Here is a 24,112-nt window from a genome sequence, read left to right on the forward strand (position 1 = left end):
GGATTTATCCTCCGGAAGGTGGTCGGGTGAGGACGGCGTAGCGGAGTCCGTACCGGATTCCCCCGTTGCCCGCGCGCGTAGCGCCGCGTGATCCGGCCGGCAATCCGGGCAGCGCGGCGTTCATCCCAGTCGTCGGGTTCGTCCCGCTGGTCGAGTGGACGAACTCGGCGCTCATCACCTTCGCGGCAGCGCCGGGTGCGCCGGCCCAACTCGCCGGCACCGAAAGCCCGCCGATTTTGCTGGACGAGGAAATGCTTGCCGTCAGGCCGGCTCCGCTGTGGAAATGCCAACCACCGGCGCCCAGCGCCGCGAATTGGGGTGTCGGATACCAGGCGCCGCCCGAGCCAGCCGTCGTACCCAGGCCGTTGAACAACTGCTGGCCGATCGACCAACCGAAGTTGGCTACGCCAATCCCGAAATAGGCCTGCAACGTCTGTCTGATCGCGGTGTACATACCGGGGTAGAGCCCGGCCCAGTTGTTGGCCGGTGTGGGCAACCCGTACTTGAAGAAATCGACGATGGTATTCCAAATGAAGTTCGGTTCAACCGCGGCCGCCGGTGCCGCCGCAAACTGTTGGGCCGCCGCCTGGGGTACCGCGGCCGACGCGAGCAGCTGCGGGATGGTGGATGCGCTCTGCGCGGAGTCGCCGGCCGGGGTGGCCGCAGCTTGGGCAACCGCGGCGGCCTGACCGCCCGCGGCGTCGGGGTTGGTCGTATTCGGCGGTGACGAGAACCGGCTCAACTCCGTGGCGAGCGCCGACGACGCCGCATACCCGTACATTGCGGTGGCGTCCTGGGCCCACATCTCCAGGTAGTCGGCTTCGGCCGCGGCGATCGCCGGGGTGTTCTGCCCGAAGAAGTTGGTAGCTATCAGCGACATCGACAAGACCCGGTTGGCGGCGATCACCGGCGGGGGGACCGTCAACGTGAATGCGGTCTCGTAAGCGGCGACGGCTGCCCGGGCCGCAGTGGCGGCCTCCTCGGCCTGTCCGGACGCTGCGCTGAGCCAGTCCACATACGGCATGACCGCGGCAACCATTGCACGCGACGCCGGCCCGACCCATGGGGCGCTGGATAGGTCGGTAATGACTGCGTTGTAACTCGTTGCAGCAGAGCCTAATTCAGCTGCCACTGCGTCCCAGGCCGAGGCCGCCGCCAACATCGGTCCCGAGCCCGGGCCGGAATAGATGCGGCCGGAATTCAGCTCCGGCGGCAGGGCCGCGAAATCAAACAACTCACCTCCCCAACGTTGGGGCAAAGTTCAGGGAATCCGTCGTTGAACTTGCGCTAGGGATCATCCGCGGCCCGTGCTCTCTGCCTCGATGTCCCATCAGTCCTTAACGTCTGCGAGAAGGTCTGCGAGCGACCTTTGTGGGCCGAACCGCTGACATATGAAACTTAAAGGCGGAGTTCGAGGTTCGGACCCGGCGACGCCAATTATTCATTTCGCGCCGACATTTGTTAATCCACAATTAAGTTCTGCGACGCACATGGTGCTCTTCGCGGATCGAGTAGCTTCAACGGATGAGCACTCCGGGTAGCGGCCAGGCAAGTGCCTTTTATCTACCCCGGCTCGAATACGCATCGCTTCCGCTGGCCGAAGATCGTGGGATTGGATGGCGGACGCTGCGCGAAGCGGGACCCGTGGTTTTTATGAATGGCGCCTATTACCTCACCCGTCGCGAGGACGTGCTGGCCGCGTTGCGAAATCCCAAGGGCTTCTCGTCGCGAATGCTGCAGCCGCCGACCAATCCGCTGCCGGTGGTTCCACTGGCATTCGACCCACCGGAGCACACCCGTTACCGAAAAATTCTGCAACCGTACTTCAGTCCGCAGGCGCTGGTTAAGTCCCGGCCGATACTGGAGTGCCATGCGGCCGAAATGATTGCCGAGCTTGCCGGCCGGGGCGAATGTGAAGTGATGGGCGATTTCGCGCGCCGGTATCCCTTTCAGGTGTTCCTCGAGCTCTTCGGGCTGCCGCTGCAGGATCGCGACCGCGTGATCGCCTGGAAAGACGCCATCGTCGGCGATAAGCCCTTCCTCACTGTGGCCGAGGTGGAGGCGGGGCAGATCGCGCTGTTGGAATACCTCACGAATGCGATCCAAGAGCGGCGACGAAACCCGGGCTCGGACATGTTGTCTCAGGTGATGACCGGCCCCGGCGACTTGACCGATCTCGAGCTGCTGGGCATGACCCACCTCTTGATCCTGGCGGGTCTCGACACGGTGACGGCCGCGATCGGATTCTCCCTGTTCGAATTGGCGCGCAGACCGCGGCTGCGCGCGGAACTCCGCGACAATCTCGAGAAAGACCCCAGGCAAGTGACGGTCTTCGTCGAAGAGATCGTCCGGCTGGAGCCGTCGGCACCGGTGGCGCCCCGAGTCACCACCGAATTCGTCAACGTCGGCGGCATGACGCTACCGCCGGGGTCGCAGGTGCGGTTGTGCATGGCCGCGGTCAACCGCGACGGCAGTGACGTGACCTCCACCGACGAGTTGGTGATGGACGGAAAAGTGCACCGGCACTGGGGGTTCGGTGGCGGACCACACCGTTGCCTGGGTTCTCATCTGGCGCGGCTGGAACTCACCGTGATCGTCACGCAATGGCTCAAACAGATCCCCGACTTCGCGCTTCATCATCCCGGATACATTCCGGAAATCCCTTTTCCATCAAAAACATTCGCGCTCAAGTCATTGCCGCTGCGCTGGGGGTCCAATGGCTGATTTCCTGCTCGACGCTAACGAGCGCCGCGAGCTCTGCGACCTGCTGGACGAGCTCGGCCCAGCTGTTCCCACTCTGCTAGAGGGCTGGAATGCCCGTGACCTGGCGGCCCACCTCGTGCTGAGAGAACATGATTTCGTTGCCGGCCCCTGCCTCGTCTTGCCGGGCCGCTTCCAGCGATTCGCCGAACGGCGCCGGGCGCACTTGGCTCAGAGTGAGGATTTCCGATCACTCGTCGCGCGGATCCGATCCGGCCCGCCGGTTGGCTTCTTTCGCATTGGCTGGGTCCGCGCTCTGGCCAATCTCAACGAGTTCTTTGTTCATCACGAGGACGTTCGCCGCGCCAATGGCTATGGGCCCCGTAGCCTCACCCCGGAAATGGACGCCGCCTTGTGGCGAAACGTTTGCCGCAGCGGCCGTTATCTGAGTCGGCGGCTGCGTGGTTACGGACTCGAAATCGACTGGGCTACCACCGATAAACGAATACTGGTTCGCCGGGGTCAACCAGCAGCTCGCCTGTGCGCTATGCCGGGCGAACTCCTGCTCTTCGTTTTCGGGCGCCAAGCAGCTGCGCGGGTTGCGCTGAGCGGGCCGCCGGAGGCGGTTGAAGCGGTCCAGCGCACTCATTTCGGTATGTGAGTGAATCAACTCAAAGACATCTTTGCCGAATTGCAGTCAGATCTTCCGCTGTGGCCCTAATCTCTACCCGTCGGGGTTCGGCGAACTTTCGGGTGTTCGCGTCAGTCTGTTACGCACCGTGTGGGGAGTGACTGCGCGATGAGCTTTTTGATGATGCCGCCTGAGCTGAACTCGATCTCGATGTATACCGGCGCCGGGTCGGCCCCGATGCTGCAGGCCGCCTCGGCCTGGGACGGCTTGGCCGCCGAACTGGGCACCGCGGCGTCGTCGTTTTCCTCGGTGACCTCGGGGTTATCTACTCAGGCGTGGCAGGGTGCCGCTGCGCAGGCTATGGCGGCAGCGGCGGTTCCGTACGCGGGGTATCTCAGCGCGGCGGCGGCTCACGCGGGCGGGGCGGCCCAGCAGGCCCGCGCGGTGGCGAGTGTCTTCGAGACGGCACGGGCGGCGGTGGTGCATCCGCTGGCGGTCGAAGCCAACCGCAACGGCTTCGTGCGCTTGGTCATGTCCAACTTCTTCGGCCAGAACGCCCCTGCGATCGCGGCAGCGGAATCGATGTACGAGCAGATGTGGGCTAAAGACGTCGACGCGATGATCGGATACCACGCCGGCGCATCGCAGGCGGCGGCCGCCCTGACGCCGCTGGAGGGTGTCGTGGCGGGCAGACGGGATCCTTTGGGTGCCCTGGGCAAACTGTTCGTCCGCATCGTCAAAGATGCGGTCAAAGAGGGGGCCAAAGAAGCCGATAAGGCACGAATCGCGGCCGAGCAGGCCAGGCAGGCGGCTCGAAAGACCGGGGCGATAGTGCAGAAGGCGGAAACAGACCTGCTTCGGGGAAACGCCCGCCAGGCCATCAAAGACCTTCAGCCGCTGATCCCGATGGTCAATCCGTTCCCAGCGATTCCCATCATTGCGATCCGCAGATAGTCCAGGTCATTCGGTCTGTTGGCGCTTGGTTTCACGGGCCGCGTCGGCGGCGTGGTGTACCTGCCGGAACAGCCTGCCCCAGTCCGGCATTCGGCCACGAGCCGCGACCAACGGCGCCGGCGCACCCTCCACTTCCGGTAGATCGAGGACCAGCCAGGCCCCGAACTGATGCGGTTGCACGCGCAATTCAAGCGTGTCGAGTTCGTCTTCCAGCACGACCGGAACTTTCACGAACTCTCCCGGCAGGGCCCGATCAAGCCGTCGGCGCACTTGATCTAAATCGACGTCGGCGGCAATGCGCCAGCGAAGTTCCTGCCCGGTTCGATGCGTCGAGGAATAGAGCACCAGGTACTTGGCCACAAGTTCTCCTTCGCTTGATGTCGAGCCGCTCAGTCGTGGCGGTGCAGGAAGCCGTGCAGGCTCGCCTGGACGAGTTCATCAATGATCGCCTCTCGCGACGGCGGATCGGTACCGAAGAACGTCGAGCGCAGCGCCACCATGCCGACGATCATCGCCACGGTCGAATGCGCGGGCAGGTCCGGCTGGCTGGACCGCAGTCCGCGCAAGCGCATGCCCTCCGCGCTGATCTGACCGAGCACCGCGATCGCCCGCCTGATGTCGGCGATACCCGCATCGGCGATTTCGTTCTCGCTGAACGCCTCCGATGCCGCGAGAGTCAGTAGCAGGCCGCGGTGTTCGACGATCACGTCGTAGAGCTGCCCGACGAAGTGCCGGGCCAGTTCTTCCTCGTCGGTCTCCTCGGGTACGACCGACTGCCACGTCCGGCCGAATTCGTCGACGAAGCTCGTGAAAGGCACCACCAGGGCTTCCCGGAAGAGGCCGGCTTTCGAGCCGAAATGGCGGAAGAGCAGATACTCGCTGACCCCGGCGGCCTCGGCGATCTCGCGCGTCGTCGTGCTGCGGTAGTCCTTGCGGGCGAACAGTTCTCGCGCGGCATCGAGCAGTAGCCTGCGCGGTTCGCCCCGGGGGCGGCGGACCGCCGGGCCCGAGCTGTCTGCCACCGCTTCACGATAGCGTCCTTGACCCTTCGTTTAGAATAGTGTCCACTATTAACGTGGGTGCGGTCATCATGCTGGGCACGCTGTTCGGACTGATCGTCCTCATCTTCGCCGCGGTCTACTTTTTCGATCCCGAAGCGCGCGGCCGGTGAGCGCCGAACTCACGCCGTTGCTCACCGGGGCCGTCATCTTCGGCTGGGGAAGCGGCATCGCATTCACCGCGGTGGGTGTGTATCTCAGCGTTCGGCGCCGTCGCCTCCACCCGCTCCTGCTGCTCTGTATCTCGGCGATCTCCTTCTCCTGGATCGAGGCGCCCTACGACTGGGCGATGTACGCGCAATTCCCGCCGGCCCTACCTCGCATGCCGTCGTGGTGGCCGTTGAACATGACGTGGGGTGGGCTGCCGTCGTCCGTGCCCGTCGGCTACATCGGCTATTTCGTGCTGCCCGCCGTGATCGGCGCGACGCTCGGACAACGGCTGAGCGCGCGGTTCGATTTTCTCGGCTCGAGAAATAGACCGCTCACGCTGCTGAGCGTCGGTCTTGTCGTCGGCTTCTGCTGGGCCTTCGTTTTCAACGCGTTCGTCGGCGCCCGCCTCGGCGTCTTCTACTACGGTTACGTGATCCCCGGTCTCGGAGTCTTCGAGGGCACCAAGCATCAGTACCCGATCTATGACTCGCTCGCGCTGGGCGTGCAGATGATGGTGTTCACCTACTTGCTCGGGCGTACGGATGCCGAGGGGCGAAATGTCATCGAGATGTGGGCCGACCGGACCTCGAAGACCCGGCTGCAATCTTCGGTGCTGTCCGTGGTCGCCGTCGTCATTGTTGGAAACGTGTTATACGGTGCGGTTTTCGCGCCGCACCTGGTTACCAAGCTTGGGGGCTGGGTGACCTCGGGGTCGACGGAGCAGCTCTTCCCCGGCGTACCCAATCAGCCCCGCTAGGGTCGGTCAAGACTCGATAAAGCCGCGCTATCGATTTCCTCAATTCTTCGAAGCGGCGCAGCACTTTTGGTGGCTGAGATGAGACACTGCGACGATGCGAATGGCTGCTTGGGTCGCGCTCGTCGCCCTTGTCTGCGTATTGAATCCACTGGCGACACCCGCGCACGCCGCACCGCCGACGTGTGGGGTCAATCTGAGTGCCCCCGAGGTGCAGGCTGCAATCACCTCGTTGCCCGCGCTGCCGCAAAACTACCCGTGGAGCACCAATCCGAAGAGCTTCGACCCGAGCAGCAACTACAACCCGTGTCTGACCCTGTCTGCGGTCATCATCACGGTGGAAGGAGCGACCGGCGGCTCGCCCGATCTGGCGTTGCTGTTCCACAAGGGCAGCTTCGTCGGGGTGGGTACGTCGAAGGCCTATCCATTCACGTCGGTCAACGGAGCGCAGACAACGGATGACATCGTCGCGCTCAACTACAAGGACGGCCGCAACGTCTGCACCGCGTGCACCGGACCGACCACCACCGTGCGGTACCAGTGGCAAAACGACCATGTCGCGATGCTGGACCCGGCACCGACGTGGTGAGTGGGCAGTCGCTTCAGTCTCGGCTCTGGGCGCCGCTGAGTGTCCGGATCGTCTGAATCTCACTGCCTTGAAAGGGTCGTCCGTCCGGCAGTAAGAGGTCGCTGAACCACACTTTCGGCGGCGTGGGGGATGGGTGGTCCCAGGAACTCCATGGCTGATACGTCTGGGTCTTGCCGGCCACCAAACCCCAATTTAAGGCACCGACGTTGTGCCGCTTGGCAATTGGCAGAATGCCTTCGACGGTGCTGCCCATGGAACGGGCCAGGTACTCCGTGCAGATGATCGGCCTGCCCAGCGGAGCGAGTTCGGCGATGCGCCCCTCGAATTCGGCCGGTTTGGCGTAGGAGTGAAACGTGATCACGTCGGCGTTGTCGAGTTGAATGCCGCTGATCGCACTGCGGCTCCCCGGATCTCCCCAGTTGCCCTGCCAGACACCGCTGGTCAGTGGCTGGACGGGATCGACCGCACGTGCCCACCGAAACACCTGGGGGAGCAGCTCGGCGACCCGCTCCACTTTGTCCTTGCGTTCCACCGTGCGGTAGACGCGGGCTGGATTGTCAGGTTCATTCCACAGGTCCCACCCCAAAATTCTTTCGTCAGAGCGGAATTGGGTGAGTAAGCCGGTGACGTAGTCGTACAGCACGCCGGCGTAGCGGCGGTCGTCGATGTGTTCAGCACCCGGGCTCTGCACCCAGCCGGAATTGTGCACCCCCGGTCTGGGCGCGCGCTGGCGGCCGGCCCTGGGGAACGGGTCCCAGCAGGAGTCGAACAAGACGAACAGCGGCTTGATGCCGTGGCTTGCCGCGATCGTGACGAACTGGCCCAGGCGGCTGGAAAAGCCCTGGCGATCCTGGGCCCACAGCTGATCGTGCAGAAACACCCGCACCGTGTTGAACCCGTGCGAGCGGGCCACGGCGAGTTCGGCGTCGATGCGACGGGGGTCGTAGGTCCCTGGCTGAAACATCTCGAGCTGGTTGATGGCCGTCGAGGTGATGTAGTTGGCGCCGACGAGCCAACCGTGCGCTTGATACCAGCTGTTGGCCCGGTCAGCGCTCCACCGGCCGGGTTCGGCTGCAGCGCGCGGTGTTTGGACAAGCGCAGCGCCAACCGCCAGAGCCAGCGGTATCTTGAGGGCCGTTCGACGGTGCACGAACTGACGATAATTTTGCCGACGCTATGCCCCGGCTTATCCGGCGACGTGTTTAGCCTTGCTTACCGATTCGCAATTGTTGAGGTTGAGAATCGTTATTTGTGGGCGACCGGAGGTGTGTGAAGTGAGCGATTCGCCGGGCCGGATCGAAGCCGCGATGGACCGGTTGCAGCGCGTGCTGAATCATCGGGTAAGCGTCGCGGCGATTAACTGATCTCGGCCCGAAAACCCGGTCCCGCTTCGGGTGTCACATTTCGCGCGGTGATCTCGTCGCCGCAGTGGGCGCAGATCAAGCGCGCATCGACGAACTCGCCGCAAGTGTGGTGGCGCAACAGAATCGGTGGTCCACCGGGGTGGGGCAGGTGCTCGTCACCCCAGCGCATCAGGACGACGATCGCGCCGAAGAGTTCGTGGCCCGCCTCGGTGAGCCGGTACTCGTGGCGCTCGGGGTCTCGCGAATAGGGCACCCGGTCGAGTAGTCCCATCTCGACGAGCATCCGCAGCCGCGAGGACAACGTGGGACGCGGAATGCTGAGGTTGCGTGCGAGCTGACCGAACCGCTGCACGCCGAAGAACGCCTCGCGCAGGATGAGCAGCGTCCAGCGCTCGCCCACCAGCTCGAGCGCGCGGCCGACCGACTCGCCTTCGAAGCGGTGGGACAGATCGGCAGCGGCCATAGTTCAATCACTGTACCCGGTTCAATTACTGAACCATAGGTGGTAACTTGACTGAACCATGAGTCACAGCGACACCGAAATCGAGACCCTCGCCGAGAAGATCGCACTTTCGGCCCGCGAGATGTCGGCGGACATCGATCGCGACCGGCGGCTTCCCGATGAGCTGGTGGCCCGGCTGCGCGAGGCCGGGCTACTGCGAGCCACCATGCCCCGCGAGGTCGAAGCGCTGGAGTTGGCCCCCGGCCCGGCCCTGCGGTGTGCCGAAGCGGTGGCGCGCGGCGACGCCTCGGCCGGCTGGTGCGTCTCGATCGCGATCACCAGCGCCCTGCTGGTCGCCTACCTGCCGTCTTCGGCCCGTGACGAGATGTTCGGCGGCGGAACGGGAGTCGCGGCGGGCGTTTGGGCGCCCCGCGGCAAGGCAAAGTCGGTCGACGGCGGAGTCGTGGTGTCGGGGCGCTGGCCGTTCTGCAGCGGGATCAACCACGCCGACATGATGTTCGCCGGCTGTTTCATCGACGAGGGGCGGGTGCCCTCGGTGGTCGCGCTACCCAAATACGACCTGCAGGTGCTCGACACCTGGTACACGCTGGGCCTGCGCGGCACCGGCAGCCACGACAGCGTTGCCGACGAGGTCTTCGTACCCGCCGACCGTGTGTTCTCGGTATTCGACGGGCCGGCCATCGACCGGCCGCTGTATCGCTTCCCGGTGTTCGGCTTCTTCGCGCTGTCGATCGGCGCGGCCGCGTTGGGCAATGCGCGTGCCGCGATCGACGACCTCGTCGAGCTGGCCGGCGGCAAGAAAGGCCTGGGCGCCACCCGCACCCTGGCCGAACGCCCGGTGACCCAAGCCGCCGTCGCAACGGCCGAAGCGGCATTGGGCGCCGCCCGCGCGCTCTACTACGAGGCAATCGATACCGCCTGGCAGGCCAGTCACGAATCGGACGCGGTACCAGTGGCATTGCGCAATCGGCTGCGACTGGCGGCCACCCATGCGGCGCGCACGTCGGCCGATGTGGTGCGCAACATGTACGACCTCGCGGGAGGCAGCGCCATCTACGACGGCGCGCCTTTGCAGCGCCGATTCCGTGACGCGTTCACGGCCACCGCCCACTTCCAGGTCAACGAGGCGTCGCGCGAGTTGCCCGGCCGCGTACTGCTCGACCAGCCGGCCGACACATCGATGCTGTGACGGGTTACGAAGTGGTCCTGCCCTTTTGGCTGGACCGGCCCGACCTCGAGGCAGTGGACGTCGCGCTGGCGGCCGCGGACGCGGGCTTGGATGCGGTGTGGATCGGCGAGATGGCCACCTATGACGCGTTCGCACTCGCTACCGCGGTCGGGCTGCGCGCGCCCGGAATGCCTTTGAAGATCGGACCGCTCGCCGTGGGCGTTCGCGGTCCGGTGACATTGGCGCTGGGGGCAAGTTCGGTCGCCTCCCTCACCGGCAACCGGGTCGACATCGCACTGGGCGCCTCCAGCCCGATGATCGTGGCCGGCTGGCACCAGCGCCGCTGGGATCACCACGTGGCGGTCATGCGCGAAACGATCGAATGCCTGCGCGCGATGCTGGACGGCGCGCGTGTCGATTACACCGGCCGCTACGTCAGCAGTCGCGGCTTTCGGCTGCGCAGTCCAACGCCACAGACACGAATTGCGTTGGGGGCGTTCGGCCCTGGCATGCTCCGGGTGGGTGCAGAGCAAGCCGACGAGATCGCGCTCAACCTCTCTTCGCCGGACCGCGTCACGCAGGTGCGTGCGATGGTGGACGCCGCGGCAGCGCAGGCCGGCCGGTCCGCGCCGCGCCTGACGGTGTGGGTGCCGGCCGCCGTCAACCCCGGCGACGCCACCCACACCCAACTGGCTGCCCAGCTTGCGGTGTATCTTGCCCCACCTGGTTACGGGGAAATGTTCGGCGCGTTGGGCTTTGGCGATCTCGTCGGTAAGGCGCGGGCCGGGGCGGCACGCCGTGAACTGGCCGCCGCGATCCCCGTCGAGCTACTGCAGGCGGTGTGCGCTTTGGGTGATGCCGGCCAAGTCGCGGCGCGGCTTACCGCCTACCGGGACGCCGGCGCGGACTGCGTCGCGATCGTGCCGTCGACCGCCGAAGATCCGGGAGGGCGGGCGACCCTCCACGCAATATCCGGGAGTTATCAATGACGCTCGTCAACACCGTATGCCGGCTGGCCGCTCGCCCGGTCGGCATGCCCAAGATCGAGGATTGGCAGATCGGCGACGAGCCCACCGGCACCCCGGACGACGGCGAATTCCTGGTGCAGGTCGAATACCTCTCCGTCGATCCGGCGATGCGGACCTGGATGAACGCCGGCCGCTCGTACGTGCCGCCGGTCGAGATCGGCGAGGTGATGCGCGCTGGTGGCATCGGACGCGTAATCGATTCCCGCCATCGGGATTTCGCGGTCGGCGACGAGGTGTTCGGCACCTTCGGAGTGCAGCGCTATGCGCTGTCCGACGGCCGGGACGTGAGCGCGGTGGACACCACCCTCGCGCCGGCTCCGGTGCACCTCGGCGCACTGGGGATCAGTGGCCTGACCGCTTACTTCGGGCTGCTCGATGTCGGCCGCCCGCGGCCGGGCCAGACAGTCGTCATCTCCGGAGCCGCCGGCTCGGTAGGCAGCATCGCCGGGCAGATCGCCCGGATCAATGGCTGCCGGGTGATCGGTATTGCCGGCGGCGCGGACAAATGCCGCTGGCTGGTCGACGAACTCGGCTTCGATGCGGCCATCGACTATCGGGAGGGCGACCTGCGTCGGCAGCTGAAGACACACGCCCCCAACGGTATTGACGTCTTCTTCGACAACGTCGGGGGAGCGGTATTGGAGGCGGCGCTGTCGCGGCTGGCCCGGGGCGCGCGCGTCGTGATCTGCGGGGCCATCTCGCAGTACAACGCCGACGGCGAACTCCGCGGGCCGGCCAACTACATGCAGCTGCTGGTCGCGCGGGCCTCGATGACGGGCTTCGTGATCTTCGACTATGCCGACCGGTACGCGCAAGGCGTTGCGCAGCTTGCCGATTGGCTGCGTAGCGGGGAGTTGCGGTCGCGCGAGCAGGTGATCCATGGCGATGTCGGCGACTTTCCAGAGGTGCTGCTGTCGCTGTTTGGGGGCGGGAATACGGGCAAGCTTGTGCTCGCGCTCGAACAGCATTGAGTGTGCACCTGCGGCTTCGAGTGGGCGTCCCGGGCGGCGATTCGCCGGTGCGGCCTGCGCAGGTTCACACTCAAAACCACAGGTGCACAGTAGAAATCGAGCTCCGAGCTCAGCCGGTCAGTTGGGTGAGCCAACCCGAATCCTGCAGATTCACACCCTTCTTCCCGTCCCACACGAACGGCGTGCCCTGCGCATTGAGACCGGCCAGCGTGCTGTCGGCATTGGCGGTCTTGGCTTGGGCGACGCCGAGATCATCGCCGGACTTGATGCAGTTGATCGCATTCGTGTCGGCTCCGACGGTTTGTGCCAGATGGGCCAGCTCGATGTCGGTGCGGTCCGACGCGGCGCCCTCCTGAGGCTGAAAGTCGCTGGCGAACAGGCGCGAGTAGAAGTCGGTGTAGACCTTCGGGTCGTTCTGGCCGGCGACACAGTAGGTGGCCGCTACCGCGCGGGTCGAGTAGTTCTTCGTGTGCGACTGGTCGTCGAGGAAGCTGAGCAAGTGATAGCGCACGGCCAGTTTCTTGTTGTTTATCGCGGTGTCGATATCGGTGGCATACGACCTGATGAAGGCGCCGCACGGCGGGCAGATCGGCTCGTTGAAGATGTCGATGGTCGCCGTTGCCGCCGAGCTGCCGACGAATACGCCGTCATCGAGGACGCGCAGTTCGACCGCGTCGGCCGCCGGTGCCGGCGACGACGACTTCGTCGGGTGCGGTGGGGCGGAGCGCCACGGCTGGGCGAGCGCGACGAGCAGGCCGCCGGTGACGATCATGACCAGGGCGACGGCGGCACCAACCCAGATCCACGGCTTGCGGCTGACGGGTGCCGGCGGTTGAGCCCACGGCGGTGCCCCGGTGGTTGCGGTTTGTCCGACACCCCAGCCCGGAGCGCCGGCCCACGGAGCCTGTGGAATCGGTCCCGACGGATACGGCTGCGGGGCCGACGGCGCGCCCCACGCCGAACTCGGCGGTGGGTTGGACGCAAAGCCGCTCGGTTGGGCGGTGGCGTACCCGGGTGGCGGCAGCTGTGCCACCTGGCTGCGTTCCAGGATGTCGGTAGCCCGATCCTGATCTGGTGTGGCCAGCGCCGCGTATGCCGCGGCGGATAGGTCGCCGCAGGTGGCATAGCGGTCCGCGGGGTCCTTGGCCATGCCGCGCGCGATCACGGCGTCGAAGGCGACCGGAACGCCCGGGCGGACGACGCTTGGCTGCGGAATCGCCTGGTTCAGGTGCCCACCCATCACGGCGAGCTGGTCGCCCCGGTACGGCGGAGATCCGGTGAGGCACTCGAAAAGCACGCAGGCCAGGGCGTAGATGTCGGCCCGATATGTCACTTCGCCCTCGCGGAAGCGCTCCGGTGCCATGTAGTAGAGGGTGCCCACGGTGCTGCCCAGCTGCGTCAGCTTCTCGTCGGAGGTGGCGCTGGCGATGCCGAAGTCGACGAGGTAGGCGAAATCATCCGAGGTGACCAGAATGTTCTCCGGCTTGACGTCGCGGTGTGACACACCGGCGGCGTGTGCCGCGTCCAGCGCCGACCCGATCTGGCGGATCACCGCCACCGCCCGCGGCGGGGTTAGTGGGCCGTACCGCTTCAAGATGCCGGCCAGGTCCTTGCCGTCGATCAGGCGCATGTCCACATACAGCTGACCGTCGATCTCGCCGTAATCGTGAATCGGTACGACGTGGGGTTCCTGCAGCCGACCCGCGGTGCGAGCTTCGCGCTGCATGCGGGTGCGAAAGACCGGATCGGTGGACAGCGTCTGGGACATCAGCTTGAGCGCAACGACTCGTTCCCGGACCGTGTCCTCGGCTTCGTATACGTCGCCCATGGCGCCGCGGCCTACCAGCCGTCGCAACCGGTACGGCCCGAACTGCGTACCTTCCCGCGTGTCCGCGGCGTCACCCATCCCCGACTCTCCTCACCCCGCGGTGGCGGGCCAGCATAAGGCTAATGGTTTGGGTAGCTGCGGGGCACGGTGACAGCCACAGAATGTGCCGATTCGGTGGATGGGCAGCGCAGTTAAATGGGTAACAAGTGTCATGTGGACGGCCTGATGACCCGAGTACCCTGCAACGCCATGGGGAAGTCGCGATGAGTGCTGGGCTCTTCGGACTCCTGGACGACGTGGCCGCGCTGGCACGGCTAACCGCGGCCTCCGTCAAGGACATCGGGGGCATCGCGCCTGCCACCGGCCGTGCCACCGCTAAGGCCGCCGGAGTGGTCATCGACGACACCGCGGTCACACCCCAATATGTCGACGGGATCAGCGCCGAGCGCGAATTGCCCATCATTAAGCGCATCGCGATCGGATCGCTGCGCAACAAGCTGCTGTTCATCCTGCCCGGCGCATTGCTGCTCAGTCAGTTCGTACCGTGGCTGCTGTTCCCGATCCTGATGCTGGGCGCCACCTATCTGTGCTACGAAGGCGCCGAGAAAGTGTGGAGCGTCCTGCGCGGTCATGACGGCCACGCCGAGCTGCCACAGACCGAGAGCCACATGGTGAGCGCGGCGATCCGGACCGACTTCATCCTGTCCGCCGAGATCATGGTGATCGCCCTCAACGAGGTCGCTCATCAGGCGTTCGTGCCGCGGTTGATCATTCTCATCATCGTTGCGCTACTCATCACCGCGGCGGTGTACGGCGTCGTGGGCGTCATCGTAAAGATGGACGACGTCGGCCTGCACCTGGCAAAGACCGAATCCCGAGTCGGGCGGCCCGTCGGCCGGGCACTGGTCGCCGGGATGCCCAAGTTGCTCTCGGCGTTGTCGGTCGTCGGCACCGTGGCGATGCTGTGGGTGGGCGGCCACATCCTGCTGATGGGCAGCGACAAGCTGGGCTGGCACACGCCGTACGGCTTGGTCCACCACGCCGAGGATTACGTGCACCACGGGGTTTTCGGCTGGTTGGTCAATACCGGCATTTCGGCGGTGGTGGGCCTGGTTGTCGGAGCGCTGGCGGTCGCCGTCGTCGCCGCCGGAAAGCTGTTGCACAGGCGCCGCTGATCCCCACGGGTCAGCGTGCGGTGCGTGCGTCCCAGATCTGTTGTGTCTCACGGCTGATCGACGGGTGGTGGCTCTGCTGAAAATTGCGCCCGCCCCGGCGGAACGTCTCGATGACGCCGGCCGGCACATCCGGCTCCAGCAGCGGCTGCGGCAACCAGTCGCACGGGCGCACATGCACCAGGTCCACCGCTGCAGCGGCGTCATCGGCGTCAAAGAAGTAGGCCCCGCAGATCCGCCCCAGCCAGAACAGGCCATCCGCGTCGCGCGTCCACACGAATGAGCCGTCCTGCACATCGGCGAAGCGGGCCACCCGCTGCGCCAGCCGATCCCGCTCGTCGGGTCCATGCACCAATTGGCCGAACCCGCACCGGCCGAGCCGCCGGGCCCGTTCGATGCCGGCACGCAGGTCAACGCCGTCACTGCGCGAGCGCATTGGCGCGCGGTAGACGGCTGTCATCTGACTCAGGTGCCGCAAAAAGTCCGGTAGGTACCGAAATCGTCGGGGGCGGGGCTGGCGTACCGGTCCAGCCCGGCTCGTTGCGTGTACGGGTCGGTGACGGCTTCGAGGAGCTGACTCAGCGGTTCGAGATCGTCGCCCGTCGCCGCCGTCAGCGCCTCCTCGACAAGGTGGTTGCGCGGGATGTAGACCGGGTTGACCCGGTCCATCAATTCCGCGTCGGGGCCGAGGTTCTGCCAGCGCGACAACCAGTCGTCGAACCGCGCGAGGTCGACGAACAGTCCGCGTGCGGGTTCGTTGTTGCCGCGGGCGGCTTGGCCGAGGTGCCGGAAGAACGAGGTGAAGTCGACGTGACTTTCCTGCAGCTGCGTGAGCAGTTCGTCGACCAGCGACGTGTCACCCGAGCTCAGTCCGAGTTTGGCGCCCATGCCCGATGACCACGCGTCGTGGTACTGATGAAATTCGCCAAACGCGTTCTGCACCAATGCGATTGCTTCCTCGATGTCGGTAGATATCAAGGGCAGCAGCGTCTCAGCGAACCGGGCCAGGTTCCATCCGGCGATGACCGGCTGGTTGGCGTAGGCATAGCGGCCCCAGTAATCGATTGAGCTGAACACGGTTTCGGGGTGGTAGGCCTCCATGAATGCACACGGACCGTAGTCGATGGTTTCCCCGGAGATCGTCATGTTGTCGGTGTTCATCACCCCGTGGATGAAGCCGATCTGCATCCATCGGGCGATCAGGGATCCCTGGACGCCGGCCACCGCCTCGAACAACGCGAGGTAGGGGCGTTCGGCCGCTGCTGCGCTGGGATGGTGGCGGGCTATGGCATGGTCGGCAAGCCGGCGCAGTAGCTCGACATCGCCTGTGGCAGCAGCATATTGGAAGCTGCCTACCCGCAGGTGACTGCTCGCGACCCGGACCAGCAGAGCGCCGGGCAGCTGTTTGCCGTCCCGCTCTACCGGGCGGCCTGTCTTGACCACGGCCAGCGAGCGCGTGGTCGGGACGCCCATCGCGTGCATTGCCTCGCTGATGACGTATTCGCGCAACATCGGCCCGACTACGGCCAGGCCGTCACCCCCGCGGGCAAACGGCGTGCGCCCCGAACCTTTGAGGTGGATGTCGCGGAGTCGCCCGTCGCCTTCGGCAAGCTCCCCGAGGAGCAGCGCGCGCCCATCGCCCAACCGCGGGACGTAGCCGCCGAATTGGTGTCCCGCATACGCTTGGGCCACCGGTACCGCTCCAGTGGGCACCCGGTTGCCGACCAAGAACCCCACCCCGTCGCGGCTGCGCAACCAGTCGGCGTCCAGGCCGAGCTCGGCGGCCAGCGGCTCGTTGAGGACCAGCAACTCAGCGTCCGGTGTCGCCTCGGCCTGCCACTGCACAGCCAGCTCCGGCAGCTCGCGGGCGAAGCGGTCCTGCAGAACGACGGTCGTGTCCGGTGTGACGCTCACTTAGTCCACAGTACGGAGGGCTGGCGTCATCCGTCCTCGGGCGTGGCCAGCCCTTCCGGGGGAGGCGTGGAATACGCCGGATAGGCCGGCGGGGAGACCACGCTGTCGTCTTCGGATTCGGCCGGCTGGGCGGTGTGTTCTTTGTCGTCAGGCCCTGTTCCAGTGCTCATCGGTATCCCTTAGCCGATCGCATGCTGAATCAGGTCGCGAGCCCGGTCGAGCATCGAGGCGAACGGCCCGACCGCGAAATTCAGCTTCGCCGACTCAACACCGGCATGCGGACGAGTCGGGGCGATCGCTTCGGCCATCTTCACCGCGGTCCCCATTCGCTTGAGGTCGTCGGCGTCGACTTGCTGCTGCAACTTGGGAAACTCCTCGATCTCCTCATGCTCGGCGTGCGCCAGCACCGCATCGCGCAGCTTGGTCAGCTCATCGATGAACTCCTGCGAGGTGATGTCGAGGCCTTCGATCTTCGACAGCTGCTCTTTGGCTTCGTGCTCTTGCTTCAAGAGCAGGTCAACGATCGCGTCGCCGTCGTCGGCCTCGCGGCGCAGCCGCGGGTGCACCACCATCTCCTCGGCCGTCTCGTGCACGGCAAGCAATTGGCGCAGCTCTATGAACGGCTTTTCGCGTGCCTGCGGCTCCGACGCGTGCAGGACTTCTTCGAACATGTCCTCGATGAGGGCATGCTGGGCTTTGAGAAACGTGACAACTTCGTCAGGTGTTTGAACAATCATCTCGGCCACGCGGATGTACCTCCTGTGGAATCAATAGCCGCCGCATACCCCGGTGCAGGTGTACTAAAACGCCCGCGGCGCGCACGTCCACACAGCAGCCACCGTCATGCACAAGGGGCATGTTGTGTGCCTCAGTTATGTGTGGCGGCTGATCAGAACCCGGCGACCAGATTGTTGTGCTGCGGGCAGTACGTTCGCACCGAGATCGCCACGTAGTCATTGGCGACGCTGCTGAACGCGGGGCTGTTGTTACGGAACTCCGCGACGATCTGTTGCACGGTCATGCCCTGGCCGATGTTCAGGCACACCATCTTGCCGTTGTAGACGGCCGCCTCGGGGTTCGCGAACGAGATGCCGCGGTCGCTGAGATCTTGGATGTACTTGTTGTCCTGGTCGGGGGTCGAGTTGATGGAGGCAGGATTCGGTGCGGTAGTCGTTGCCGCCGAGCTGCTAGCGGGCGCCACCGGTGCGGGCTTACCCGAAGACGGCGACCTGGTTAAAGCCCAGTGCCCCAACACGATTGCGCCCGCCAGTCCCAAACCGACCAGCAGCAGGGCGGCGGCTCTGCCCCACGTTGAGCGCCAGGTCTCCACGGCTGCCACCGGTTCGCTGGCGACGTCGTACTCGCCGTCGCCTGGCACCTCGGCTCCTACATCGGGGATGGCCTCTTCGCCCCGCGACCACGCGACTTCAACGGCGTCGGTGGGTGCCGCATTGGGTACGGCAACGGTCTGGTCACGATTGACCGCACCGGTGTTGTCGGCAGCCGGATGCGACTCGACCATGAGGGCCATCCTAGCCAGCAGCCTTGGCCGTCCCGCCTTACGTCAGGTGGCGGTTACGCCACTGTCTGATTCGGCCCGTCGGCATCTGGATCGCGGCCATCACCGAGCTCATCGACGAGGCCACCGACTTGGCGTGGGCCGATGGTTCGGCGGCCGGTGGCTTCTCGCCTTCCCACCACGTCGGCGCCAACAGGGCCGTCGTCAGCGGAATGGCCGGGTCAACGCTGTTGTGTCCCCACTCGCAGGCGCGATCGATCGCGGTGACCGATGGGGCCAGGTTGATCGCCGACAACGTCGGCTCGAACCGGATGAGGTGATCGGCGTAGGGCAGGTTGCGCACCATCTGCACCTGAATCGCCTGGGTGATCGGGGCCAGCCACATGTGCCGGGAATCCCACTGCGGATGGAAGCAGTCGAACGCCAGATAGCAGGCGTTGCGAGTACCCAACTTGCCGTCCCGGACTCGCTTCCACGCCAGTTCGACGGGGACGTTGCTGGCTGCGCCGCCGTCGACGATCGCGGCGATGTCCCGTTCGGCGCACAGGTCGTCCAAAAGCGGGACCATGCGCGGGTCGCGCGTCTCATGGTGCAGCACACCGGGAATGGCCGACGAGAACGACGCCGCGTCGACGACGTCGAAATCCAGCGCCGGGTCGTCGCCGCTGAGGACGACCGGCTTGACCACCCGCAAGTCGATGAAGGCGGCCACCTGCCACATGCGCGCGGCCACCTGGGGGCCGATGCCGATCGGGCGGAACGGGACCGATCGCAACTGCAGCGCGGCGAGTTCAGGCCGGCGAAACCGCGAAGGCAATGCCGCATACGGCTGCCGGCGCACACCGGCGACCACGACGTCGAACGGGATCGCCAGGTCCGACATGCGCATCCGCTGGCCATCTTCGCGGCTGAGCAACGCCAGGGCGAACTGGTCGAAGCGCAGCGCGAACAGGCCGGCCATGCCGTGCCGGCGGCGAAGCCGTTCGGGTCCGAGGATGGCGCGGTAGGACACCGACTTGGCCCAGGCGACGTAATCCTCAATCGGCACCGGCAGGGCACGCGACACCAGGCTGCCGATGATGGACCCGAACGACGAGCCGATCAGGTAGTCGGGCACCTGGCCGGCTTCCAGCAGGCGCGCCATGCCGCCGATGTAGACATAACCAGCGCCACCGCCGCCGCCAAGGACGGTGACCAGCTTCTTGTATCCGACCTCGGAGTCCAGCTCCGCGGCGGAGAAATCGTTGCCGTGGCGTTCTATGAGCACGCGCCGCTGGTCGTCCTGGTCGGCCGCCAGGCCCCCCAGCGCGTCTCGTGCTGCCTTCAGTGCGGTGACCGGATCCGGCTCCTCGCGCAGCGGCCCGAACAGCGTGTCGGTGACCCGCGAGCGCCAGGGCGCCACTTCGGCGCCCACCGCTATGTCGCCGCGTCCCCGCGTTCCACCCGGGCCGGCTGCGCCCGGTTCGAAGTCGGCGAGCCGGGCGAAGTTGAGGATGTAGCGCAGTTGGCGCAGCTCGTCGTCGCTCAGCACGTCGGGGTTGGCCAGATGTTGCCGGACCAGCCGGTTCTCCATTTTCTGCAGCAGCAGATTGGGCTCGGTCGAGGGCAGTTCAACCGTGTCGAGCGCGGCATCGGTGTCCCGGTTCTCGGCGTCGATCCGGTCGATCTGGTCGGTTCCGTCGATTTCGGTGTCCACGTCGAGCGCGTCGCCGCGCCGGCCCAACCGGGCACGCATCGCGTCCGCGAAGGGGATCTGCATGAGCATCAGTGTCCCGGTACGGGGATGGTTGGCAGCGCTGAGCTGCCCGGCCAGCAGCCCAGCGGACTGATTCCCTTGTTGATCGCGGCGGTGATGCAGTTCTGCACGACGACGTTCGGGTCGTTGCTGATCGAGCGGGAAAGGATCTCGTTGGCTTTGGCCTGAGCCTCGGCGGTGCGCTGGGCCTCCACCGCGATCGAGGTCTGGGCGCGCTGCTGGTTGAGCTGATTGATCTTGTCCTCGGTGCCCTGGTCGTACTGGATAGTGGGCACGTTGACGTCGAAGATGTCGACCTGGCCGCCGACGTCCTGGCGCATGATGTCGGCGGCGCGCTTGGCCAGGCTGGGCAGCGGCGAGACATCGAGGTTCTGCGGATCCAGCGGATTGAAGGCGGCGAACACCTCGTTGAGGGCAACCGACAGATTGCGCTCGATCAGGTTGACCCGCACGTTGTCAAAGGTCTTGTACTGCTGGAACAGTTCCGGCGCGGCATGCTGCTTGAGCTGCCAGCGGATGCTGACGTCGGCCAGCGCGGTGGATTGGTTGCCAAGCCGCACCATGATGCGCTCGTCGTGGCTGCCCACTTTGACGTACTTGTCGATCTGCACCGCGCCGTCCATCTGGTGGGTCATCTGCCACGGCCACTTGGCGTGGAACCCGTTGTTCAGGCTCACCCCGTTGGGGCGCCCGAAGGTGGTGACGATCGCGATCTGACGCGTGCCGACGATGGTGAAGCAACCCCACAGGAAGAACAGCAGTGCGGCTGCCAGCGCACCCACCGTCACCGCCTTGGTGCGTGAGTTCGCGCTGGTGCGGTTGACGAGCCAGAAGATGCCGGCGACTCCGGCGATGATCAAGCAAATGACAAACAGCACGATTTGCCACGTCATCGATTGCTCTCCTTCTGCAGGCGGTAGAGGCAGCCTAGGCTGCTGCCATGTCGATCGATCGTGCCGCACTGATCACGGGCAGCATCCGACTCGCCTCGGGCCTCTCTTTCCTCTACGACCCGATTGCGGCCAATCGGCTCTGGGGCGATCCCGATGATCAAACGGCGACGGCGCAATTGTTGTTGCGGTCGATGGGCTACCGCGACGCGTTGATCGGCGGCCTGCTTGCGACGGCGGCGCTGCGGGGCAAGAACACCCGCGGCTGGTTTTTGGCGTCCGGCGGCGCCGACGCCGCCGACCTGCTCGGCGGGCTGAGCGTGCACGACGAACTCAAGCCCGCGCAACGCGTAATCGGCCTGGGTGGTGCCGTGATCGGCATCGGGGTGGGCTTGTGGGGTGCCGCGCGCCGGCGGCCGTCACGACACGACGATGCGAAGGCGCTCCCAGCCGCGGACCGTTGAGGTGGGCGCGAGCTTGAGGCTGTCGTAGTCGACATCCCAGTGCGGCCACCGGTTGAGCAACTCGTCCAGGGCGACCCGGCCTTCCAGGCGGGCCAGATTCGCACCCAGGCAATAGTGCACACCCTTGCCGAACGTCAGGTGCGAGATGTTGTCGCGGTGAAGGTTGAACGTGTCAGGATCCTTGTAGCGCAACGGGTCTCGGTTGGCCGAGCCGAAGAGCAGCAGTATTGCGCTGCCGGCCGGCACGGTGGTGCCGTAGGCCTCGAAATCGCGGATCGTGTAGCGGGCGACGTGCGGTCCCGTCGGCTCGAAGCGCAACGTCTCGTCAACCGCGCGGGTCAGCAGCGAGCGGTCTTGTGCGACTTCGGCACGCTGGTCGGGATGCTCGGCGAGCACTTTGGCCAGCCAGCCGATCAGCCGGCCCGTCGTTTCATTGCCCGCCCCGGCCACCACCTGGGTGTAGTGCAGCACCTCTTTACGGGTCAGCTTTCTCGTCACGCCGGTGGCGTCCTCGAACTCGACGTTGAGCAGTGCGGTCATCAGGTCGTCGGAAGGATTCTTGGCGCGCCAGTCGACGTAATCGGCGTAGATGCGGCCGTCGGCGATCGCATCCGGGTCGGCCACCTTCATGGGTGTGCCGGGCCGGGTGCGCAGGTTGGCGTCATTGGCGTCGCGCACGCCGATCTGCTCGTCTTCGGGGATGCCCAGCAGCATCCCGATGACACGCATCGGCATCATCGACGCCAATTCCGCGATGATGTCGAAACCGCCGGAACCGACCAGCGGATCCAGGCACCGAATGCAGTAGCGGCGGATCTGGTCCTCTATCGCGGCCATCCGGCGCGGGGTGAAGACCCGCGACATCACCCCGCGCAACATCGTGTGCGTGGGCGGGTCCTCGAACATCATCACACCCGGCGGCATGTCGAACTTGGACTGGATCAGTTCGAGGATGTCACTTCGGCTGTTGGAGAACGTTTCCCAATCCGAGAGTGCCTTCTCGACGTCGGCGTGGCGGGAGATCGCCCAGAAGTTGTAGCGCTCGTTGTAGTACAACGGGGCCTCGTCGCGCAGCCGAGCGAAAGTGGGATAGGGGTTGGCGGTGATATCGACGTCGTACGGGTCGTAGTAGACATCGGTGCTAACTGTCATGTGCTGGCCTCGTCTTCGGTTATTTCAGGCAGCTGCCGGCATCGACGGGAAGCGTCACGCCGGTGATGTAACGCGCTTCGTCGGAGGCCAGGAACAACACTGCGTTGCTGATGTCCTCGGCCGTCACCCACGGGATCGGCAGGGTGTGGAAGGTTTGGCAGATGGGCGCCAGATCATCGGGCCCGGGGTTCGCCAAATCCGGCCGGAACAGCCGAAAGGTGCTCTCGTTGATCAACAATGGCGTGTTCACGTGCGTGGGATGGACTGAATTGACGCGGATGTTCTTAGGGCCGAGTTCCACGGCGAACGACCGCATCAGCCCGACCACACCGTGCTTGGCCGCCACGTAATGGCCGGTGTGGGTGTATGGCTTGAGGCCGGCCACCGAACTGGTCAAGACAATCGAGGCACCCGAACTCAAGTGCGGCACAGCGGCTTTCACTGTCTTCCAGACTCCGCTGAGGTTGACGTCGATCATCTCCTGCCACAGGTCTTCGCCCATCCGGTCCAGCCGGGCTCCGATCGTGCCGATACCGGCATTGGCGACGACTATGTCGAGCCGGCCCAGCTGCTCGACGCCGCTGTCGACGGCGGCCTGCAGGGCGTCGTAATCCCGGACGTCGACTTCGGCGGTGACGACGCGGCGATTGCAGCCCTTGACGAGATCGGCGGTCTGCGCGAGGTCTTCGGGCGTCGATGGCGGCGCCGGTGAGTTTTCGAAGGGCTGGCAGATATCGATCGCGATGATGTCGGCCCCCTCTTGCGCCAGCCGCACCGCGTGACTGCGGCCCTGCCCGCGCGCCGCGCCGGTGACGAACGCGACCTTGTCTGCAACCCGACCGGGCATCCGGCCCTCCTCGTTGAGTAACCTCGTTACACCAGGTACGGTAACCTTGTTACTCGACGAGGGCAAGGGTGCAGGTGGCAAGCGCTGAAGTGATGACAGGCGACCCGATCCTTAGCGTCGTCGTGGACATCTTGGAGACCGACGGGTATGACGCGGTGCAGCTGCGGGAGGTCGCCAAGCGCGCGCGGATGTCTCTGACCACCATCTACAAGCGTTACCCGACTCGCGATGCCCTCATCCTCGCGGCGCTCGAGCGCTGGATGGACGAAAACCGTTATGCCGCTTTGGCAATGCAGACCCACGATCCGGGTGAATCCGTTTACGACGGCCTGATGCGGGTGTTCCGAACGATTTTCCAGCCATGGGAACGGCATCCGGACATGCTGCGAGCCTACTTTCGCGCCCGTTCTGCCCCAGGCGGCGCCCGGCTGGTGAGCCGCGGTTTGGACGCCGTTATACCCGCTACCATGGCCGTGCTGGGTGACGCCGAACCCGATCTCGTCGAAGACCTTCCCGCGATTGTGTCCAACCTCGCCTACGGACTGGTCGCGCGCTTCTCGGCGGGCGAGATTGCGATCACCGAGATCCTGCCGACGCTGGATCGGGCGCTGTTCCGGTTGACGTCAACGCCGGGCCAGGCTGACCCTCTGGATCGCGCCTTGCCTGCTGACCCTGAGTCCACCGAACGGAGTCATGCCCACTAGCTTTGTGATCTGCGGAGAACATGGATTCGACCTGAA

Annotated in this window: 25 protein-coding genes and 1 pseudogene; 11 read left to right on the top strand and 15 right to left on the bottom strand. The window is 65.5% G+C overall.

What is annotated here, in order from left to right:
* Window positions 1-4 precede the first annotated feature (4 nt).
* Window positions 5-1,234, bottom strand: coding sequence for a PPE family protein (locus AWC27_RS05450; RefSeq protein WP_085669538.1), 1,230 nt, complete (start codon window positions 1,232-1,234; stop codon window positions 5-7).
* A gap of 290 nt (window positions 1,235-1,524) precedes the next feature.
* Between AWC27_RS05450 and AWC27_RS05455 the strand changes: the two genes are divergently transcribed.
* The 3 genes and pseudogenes from AWC27_RS05455 to AWC27_RS31855 form a co-directional block, all read left to right on the top strand.
* Window positions 1,525-2,724 (top strand): cytochrome P450, encoded by a 1,200-nt coding sequence (locus tag AWC27_RS05455; protein WP_085669539.1) that lies wholly within the window; start codon window positions 1,525-1,527, stop codon window positions 2,722-2,724.
* The gene (locus tag AWC27_RS05460) at window positions 2,717-3,361 is read left to right on the top strand and encodes a TIGR03085 family metal-binding protein (RefSeq protein WP_085669540.1); all 645 of its coding nucleotides are present in this window, start codon (window positions 2,717-2,719) and stop codon (window positions 3,359-3,361) included. Before AWC27_RS05455 ends, AWC27_RS05460 begins: the two co-directional genes overlap by 8 nt.
* A 138-nt stretch (window positions 3,362-3,499) precedes the next feature.
* A pseudogene (locus AWC27_RS31855) lies at window positions 3,500-3,998 on the top strand (PPE family protein); the annotation flags it as partial.
* Window positions 3,999-4,291: 293 nt separating this feature from the next.
* On the opposite strand, the gene AWC27_RS05470 reads toward AWC27_RS31855, so the two are convergent.
* Window positions 4,292-4,645, bottom strand: a complete 354-nt coding sequence (locus tag AWC27_RS05470; protein WP_085669542.1) for a hypothetical protein — start codon at window positions 4,643-4,645, stop codon at window positions 4,292-4,294.
* Window positions 4,646-4,674: 29 nt separating this feature from the next.
* The gene (locus tag AWC27_RS05475) at window positions 4,675-5,307 is read right to left on the bottom strand and encodes a TetR/AcrR family transcriptional regulator (protein ID WP_085669543.1); all 633 of its coding nucleotides are present in this window, start codon (window positions 5,305-5,307) and stop codon (window positions 4,675-4,677) included.
* 145 nt (window positions 5,308-5,452) lie between these two features.
* Between AWC27_RS05475 and AWC27_RS05480 the strand changes: the two genes are divergently transcribed.
* Window positions 5,453-6,250, top strand: coding sequence for a spirocyclase AveC family protein (locus AWC27_RS05480; protein WP_085669544.1), 798 nt, complete (start codon window positions 5,453-5,455; stop codon window positions 6,248-6,250).
* 94 nt (window positions 6,251-6,344) lie between these two features.
* The gene (locus AWC27_RS05485; RefSeq protein WP_085669545.1) at window positions 6,345-6,836 is read left to right on the top strand and encodes an LppP/LprE family lipoprotein; all 492 of its coding nucleotides are present in this window, start codon (window positions 6,345-6,347) and stop codon (window positions 6,834-6,836) included.
* A 13-nt stretch (window positions 6,837-6,849) separates the two neighbouring features.
* Here the strand turns inward: AWC27_RS05485 and AWC27_RS05490 are convergent, their stop codons facing one another.
* Together AWC27_RS05490 and AWC27_RS05495 are read right to left on the bottom strand one after the other, a co-directional pair.
* Window positions 6,850-7,986 carry a glycoside hydrolase 5 family protein gene (locus AWC27_RS05490; protein ID WP_085669546.1) on the bottom strand — a complete coding sequence of 379 codons (1,137 nt, stop codon included), beginning with the start codon at window positions 7,984-7,986 and terminating at the stop codon, window positions 6,850-6,852.
* Between the two features lie 206 nt (window positions 7,987-8,192).
* Complete coding sequence (locus tag AWC27_RS05495; RefSeq protein WP_085669547.1) at window positions 8,193-8,663, bottom strand: winged helix-turn-helix transcriptional regulator; 471 nt, start codon at window positions 8,661-8,663, stop codon at window positions 8,193-8,195.
* A gap of 58 nt (window positions 8,664-8,721) precedes the next feature.
* On the opposite strand from AWC27_RS05495, the gene AWC27_RS05500 reads away from it, so the two are divergent.
* From AWC27_RS05500 to AWC27_RS05510, 3 genes are read left to right on the top strand one after another with little or no spacing between them, the layout of a single operon-like run.
* A complete protein-coding gene (locus AWC27_RS05500; protein WP_085669548.1) occupies window positions 8,722-9,852 on the top strand; it encodes an acyl-CoA dehydrogenase family protein in 1,131 nt (376 codons plus the stop codon).
* A complete protein-coding gene (locus AWC27_RS05505; protein WP_085669549.1) occupies window positions 9,849-10,820 on the top strand; it encodes an LLM class F420-dependent oxidoreductase in 972 nt (323 codons plus the stop codon). Before AWC27_RS05500 ends, AWC27_RS05505 begins: the two co-directional genes overlap by 4 nt.
* Window positions 10,817-11,830, top strand: coding sequence for an NADP-dependent oxidoreductase (locus AWC27_RS05510; RefSeq protein ID WP_085669550.1), 1,014 nt, complete (start codon window positions 10,817-10,819; stop codon window positions 11,828-11,830). Before AWC27_RS05505 ends, AWC27_RS05510 begins: the two co-directional genes overlap by 4 nt.
* Window positions 11,831-11,939: 109 nt before the next feature.
* Here AWC27_RS05510 and AWC27_RS05515 read toward each other — a convergent pair whose 3' ends face one another.
* Window positions 11,940-13,736, bottom strand: a complete 1,797-nt coding sequence (locus tag AWC27_RS05515) for a serine/threonine protein kinase PknE (RefSeq protein ID WP_085669551.1) — start codon at window positions 13,734-13,736, stop codon at window positions 11,940-11,942.
* Between the two features lie 185 nt (window positions 13,737-13,921).
* Here AWC27_RS05515 and AWC27_RS05520 point away from each other — a divergent pair, with 185 nt between their 5' ends.
* Entirely contained in the window at window positions 13,922-14,833 is a 912-nt protein-coding gene (locus tag AWC27_RS05520; protein ID WP_085669552.1) for a DUF808 domain-containing protein, read from the top strand.
* Between the two features lie 10 nt (window positions 14,834-14,843).
* Here AWC27_RS05520 and AWC27_RS05525 read toward each other — a convergent pair whose 3' ends face one another.
* The 7 genes from AWC27_RS05525 to AWC27_RS05550 all read right to left on the bottom strand — a co-directional run bounded on the left by AWC27_RS05525 (window position 14,844) and on the right by AWC27_RS05550 (window position 20,912).
* Window positions 14,844-15,290, bottom strand: coding sequence for a GAF domain-containing protein (locus tag AWC27_RS05525; RefSeq protein WP_085669553.1), 447 nt, complete (start codon window positions 15,288-15,290; stop codon window positions 14,844-14,846).
* A gap of 5 nt (window positions 15,291-15,295) precedes the next feature.
* Entirely contained in the window at window positions 15,296-16,744 is a 1,449-nt protein-coding gene (locus tag AWC27_RS05530; RefSeq protein ID WP_085669554.1) for a protein adenylyltransferase SelO, read from the bottom strand.
* A 26-nt stretch (window positions 16,745-16,770) separates the two neighbouring features.
* Complete coding sequence (locus AWC27_RS30820; protein ID WP_169726723.1) at window positions 16,771-16,914, bottom strand: hypothetical protein; 144 nt, start codon at window positions 16,912-16,914, stop codon at window positions 16,771-16,773.
* A gap of 9 nt (window positions 16,915-16,923) precedes the next feature.
* A complete protein-coding gene (locus AWC27_RS05535) occupies window positions 16,924-17,490 on the bottom strand; it encodes a hemerythrin domain-containing protein (protein WP_085669555.1) in 567 nt (188 codons plus the stop codon).
* Between the two features lie 143 nt (window positions 17,491-17,633).
* Entirely contained in the window at window positions 17,634-18,266 is a 633-nt protein-coding gene (locus tag AWC27_RS05540; protein WP_245846863.1) for a DUF732 domain-containing protein, read from the bottom strand.
* Between the two features lie 37 nt (window positions 18,267-18,303).
* Entirely contained in the window at window positions 18,304-20,022 is a 1,719-nt protein-coding gene (locus AWC27_RS05545; protein WP_085669645.1) for a patatin-like phospholipase family protein, read from the bottom strand.
* A 5-nt stretch (window positions 20,023-20,027) separates the two neighbouring features.
* Window positions 20,028-20,912, bottom strand: coding sequence for an Rv3090 family protease (locus tag AWC27_RS05550; RefSeq protein ID WP_085669557.1), 885 nt, complete (start codon window positions 20,910-20,912; stop codon window positions 20,028-20,030).
* Window positions 20,913-20,959: 47 nt separating this feature from the next.
* Here AWC27_RS05550 and AWC27_RS05555 point away from each other — a divergent pair, with 47 nt between their 5' ends.
* Complete coding sequence (locus AWC27_RS05555; protein WP_085669558.1) at window positions 20,960-21,373, top strand: DUF4267 domain-containing protein; 414 nt, start codon at window positions 20,960-20,962, stop codon at window positions 21,371-21,373.
* On the opposite strand, the gene AWC27_RS05560 is transcribed toward AWC27_RS05555, so the two are convergent.
* Complete coding sequence (locus AWC27_RS05560) at window positions 21,329-22,525, bottom strand: cytochrome P450 (protein ID WP_085669559.1); 1,197 nt, start codon at window positions 22,523-22,525, stop codon at window positions 21,329-21,331. The two genes, AWC27_RS05555 and AWC27_RS05560, sit on opposite strands and share 45 nt — an antisense overlap.
* Before the next feature lie 19 nt (window positions 22,526-22,544).
* A complete protein-coding gene (locus AWC27_RS05565; RefSeq protein WP_085669560.1) occupies window positions 22,545-23,372 on the bottom strand; it encodes a mycofactocin-coupled SDR family oxidoreductase in 828 nt (275 codons plus the stop codon).
* A gap of 92 nt (window positions 23,373-23,464) precedes the next feature.
* Between AWC27_RS05565 and AWC27_RS05570 the strand changes: the two genes are divergently transcribed.
* Window positions 23,465-24,076 (top strand): TetR/AcrR family transcriptional regulator, encoded by a 612-nt coding sequence (locus tag AWC27_RS05570; RefSeq protein WP_085669561.1) that lies wholly within the window; start codon window positions 23,465-23,467, stop codon window positions 24,074-24,076.
* Window positions 24,077-24,112: the final 36 nt, after the last annotated feature.

The sequence above is a fragment of the Mycobacterium szulgai genome (assembly GCF_002116635.1).
Lineage (GTDB): Bacteria > Actinomycetota > Actinomycetes > Mycobacteriales > Mycobacteriaceae > Mycobacterium > Mycobacterium szulgai.

What these genes read in the sequence shown, in the direction of transcription:
- AWC27_RS05455 (WP_085669539.1), top strand. Translation starts at nt 1,525, where the DNA reads ATGAGCACTCCGGGTAGCGGCCAGGCAAGTGCCTTTTATCTACCCCGG.
- AWC27_RS05460 (WP_085669540.1), top strand. Translation starts at nt 2,717, where the DNA reads ATGGCTGATTTCCTGCTCGACGCTAACGAGCGCCGCGAGCTCTGCGAC.
- AWC27_RS05485 (WP_085669545.1), top strand. Translation starts at nt 6,345, where the DNA reads ATGCGAATGGCTGCTTGGGTCGCGCTCGTCGCCCTTGTCTGCGTATTG.
- AWC27_RS05495 (WP_085669547.1), bottom strand. Translation starts at nt 8,663, where the DNA reads ATGGCCGCTGCCGATCTGTCCCACCGCTTCGAAGGCGAGTCGGTCGGC.
- AWC27_RS05500 (WP_085669548.1), top strand. Translation starts at nt 8,722, where the DNA reads ATGAGTCACAGCGACACCGAAATCGAGACCCTCGCCGAGAAGATCGCA.
- AWC27_RS05510 (WP_085669550.1), top strand. Translation starts at nt 10,817, where the DNA reads ATGACGCTCGTCAACACCGTATGCCGGCTGGCCGCTCGCCCGGTCGGC.
- AWC27_RS05515 (WP_085669551.1), bottom strand. Translation starts at nt 13,736, where the DNA reads ATGGGTGACGCCGCGGACACGCGGGAAGGTACGCAGTTCGGGCCGTAC.
- AWC27_RS05520 (WP_085669552.1), top strand. Translation starts at nt 13,922, where the DNA reads ATGAGTGCTGGGCTCTTCGGACTCCTGGACGACGTGGCCGCGCTGGCA.
- AWC27_RS05525 (WP_085669553.1), bottom strand. Translation starts at nt 15,290, where the DNA reads ATGACAGCCGTCTACCGCGCGCCAATGCGCTCGCGCAGTGACGGCGTT.
- AWC27_RS30820 (WP_169726723.1), bottom strand. Translation starts at nt 16,914, where the DNA reads ATGAGCACTGGAACAGGGCCTGACGACAAAGAACACACCGCCCAGCCG.
- AWC27_RS05540 (WP_245846863.1), bottom strand. Translation starts at nt 18,266, where the DNA reads ATGGTCGAGTCGCATCCGGCTGCCGACAACACCGGTGCGGTCAATCGT.
- AWC27_RS05545 (WP_085669645.1), bottom strand. Translation starts at nt 20,022, where the DNA reads ATGCAGATCCCCTTCGCGGACGCGATGCGTGCCCGGTTGGGCCGGCGC.
- AWC27_RS05550 (WP_085669557.1), bottom strand. Translation starts at nt 20,912, where the DNA reads ATGACGTGGCAAATCGTGCTGTTTGTCATTTGCTTGATCATCGCCGGA.
- AWC27_RS05555 (WP_085669558.1), top strand. Translation starts at nt 20,960, where the DNA reads ATGTCGATCGATCGTGCCGCACTGATCACGGGCAGCATCCGACTCGCC.
- AWC27_RS05560 (WP_085669559.1), bottom strand. Translation starts at nt 22,525, where the DNA reads ATGACAGTTAGCACCGATGTCTACTACGACCCGTACGACGTCGATATC.
- AWC27_RS05565 (WP_085669560.1), bottom strand. Translation starts at nt 23,372, where the DNA reads ATGCCCGGTCGGGTTGCAGACAAGGTCGCGTTCGTCACCGGCGCGGCG.
- AWC27_RS05570 (WP_085669561.1), top strand. Translation starts at nt 23,465, where the DNA reads ATGACAGGCGACCCGATCCTTAGCGTCGTCGTGGACATCTTGGAGACC.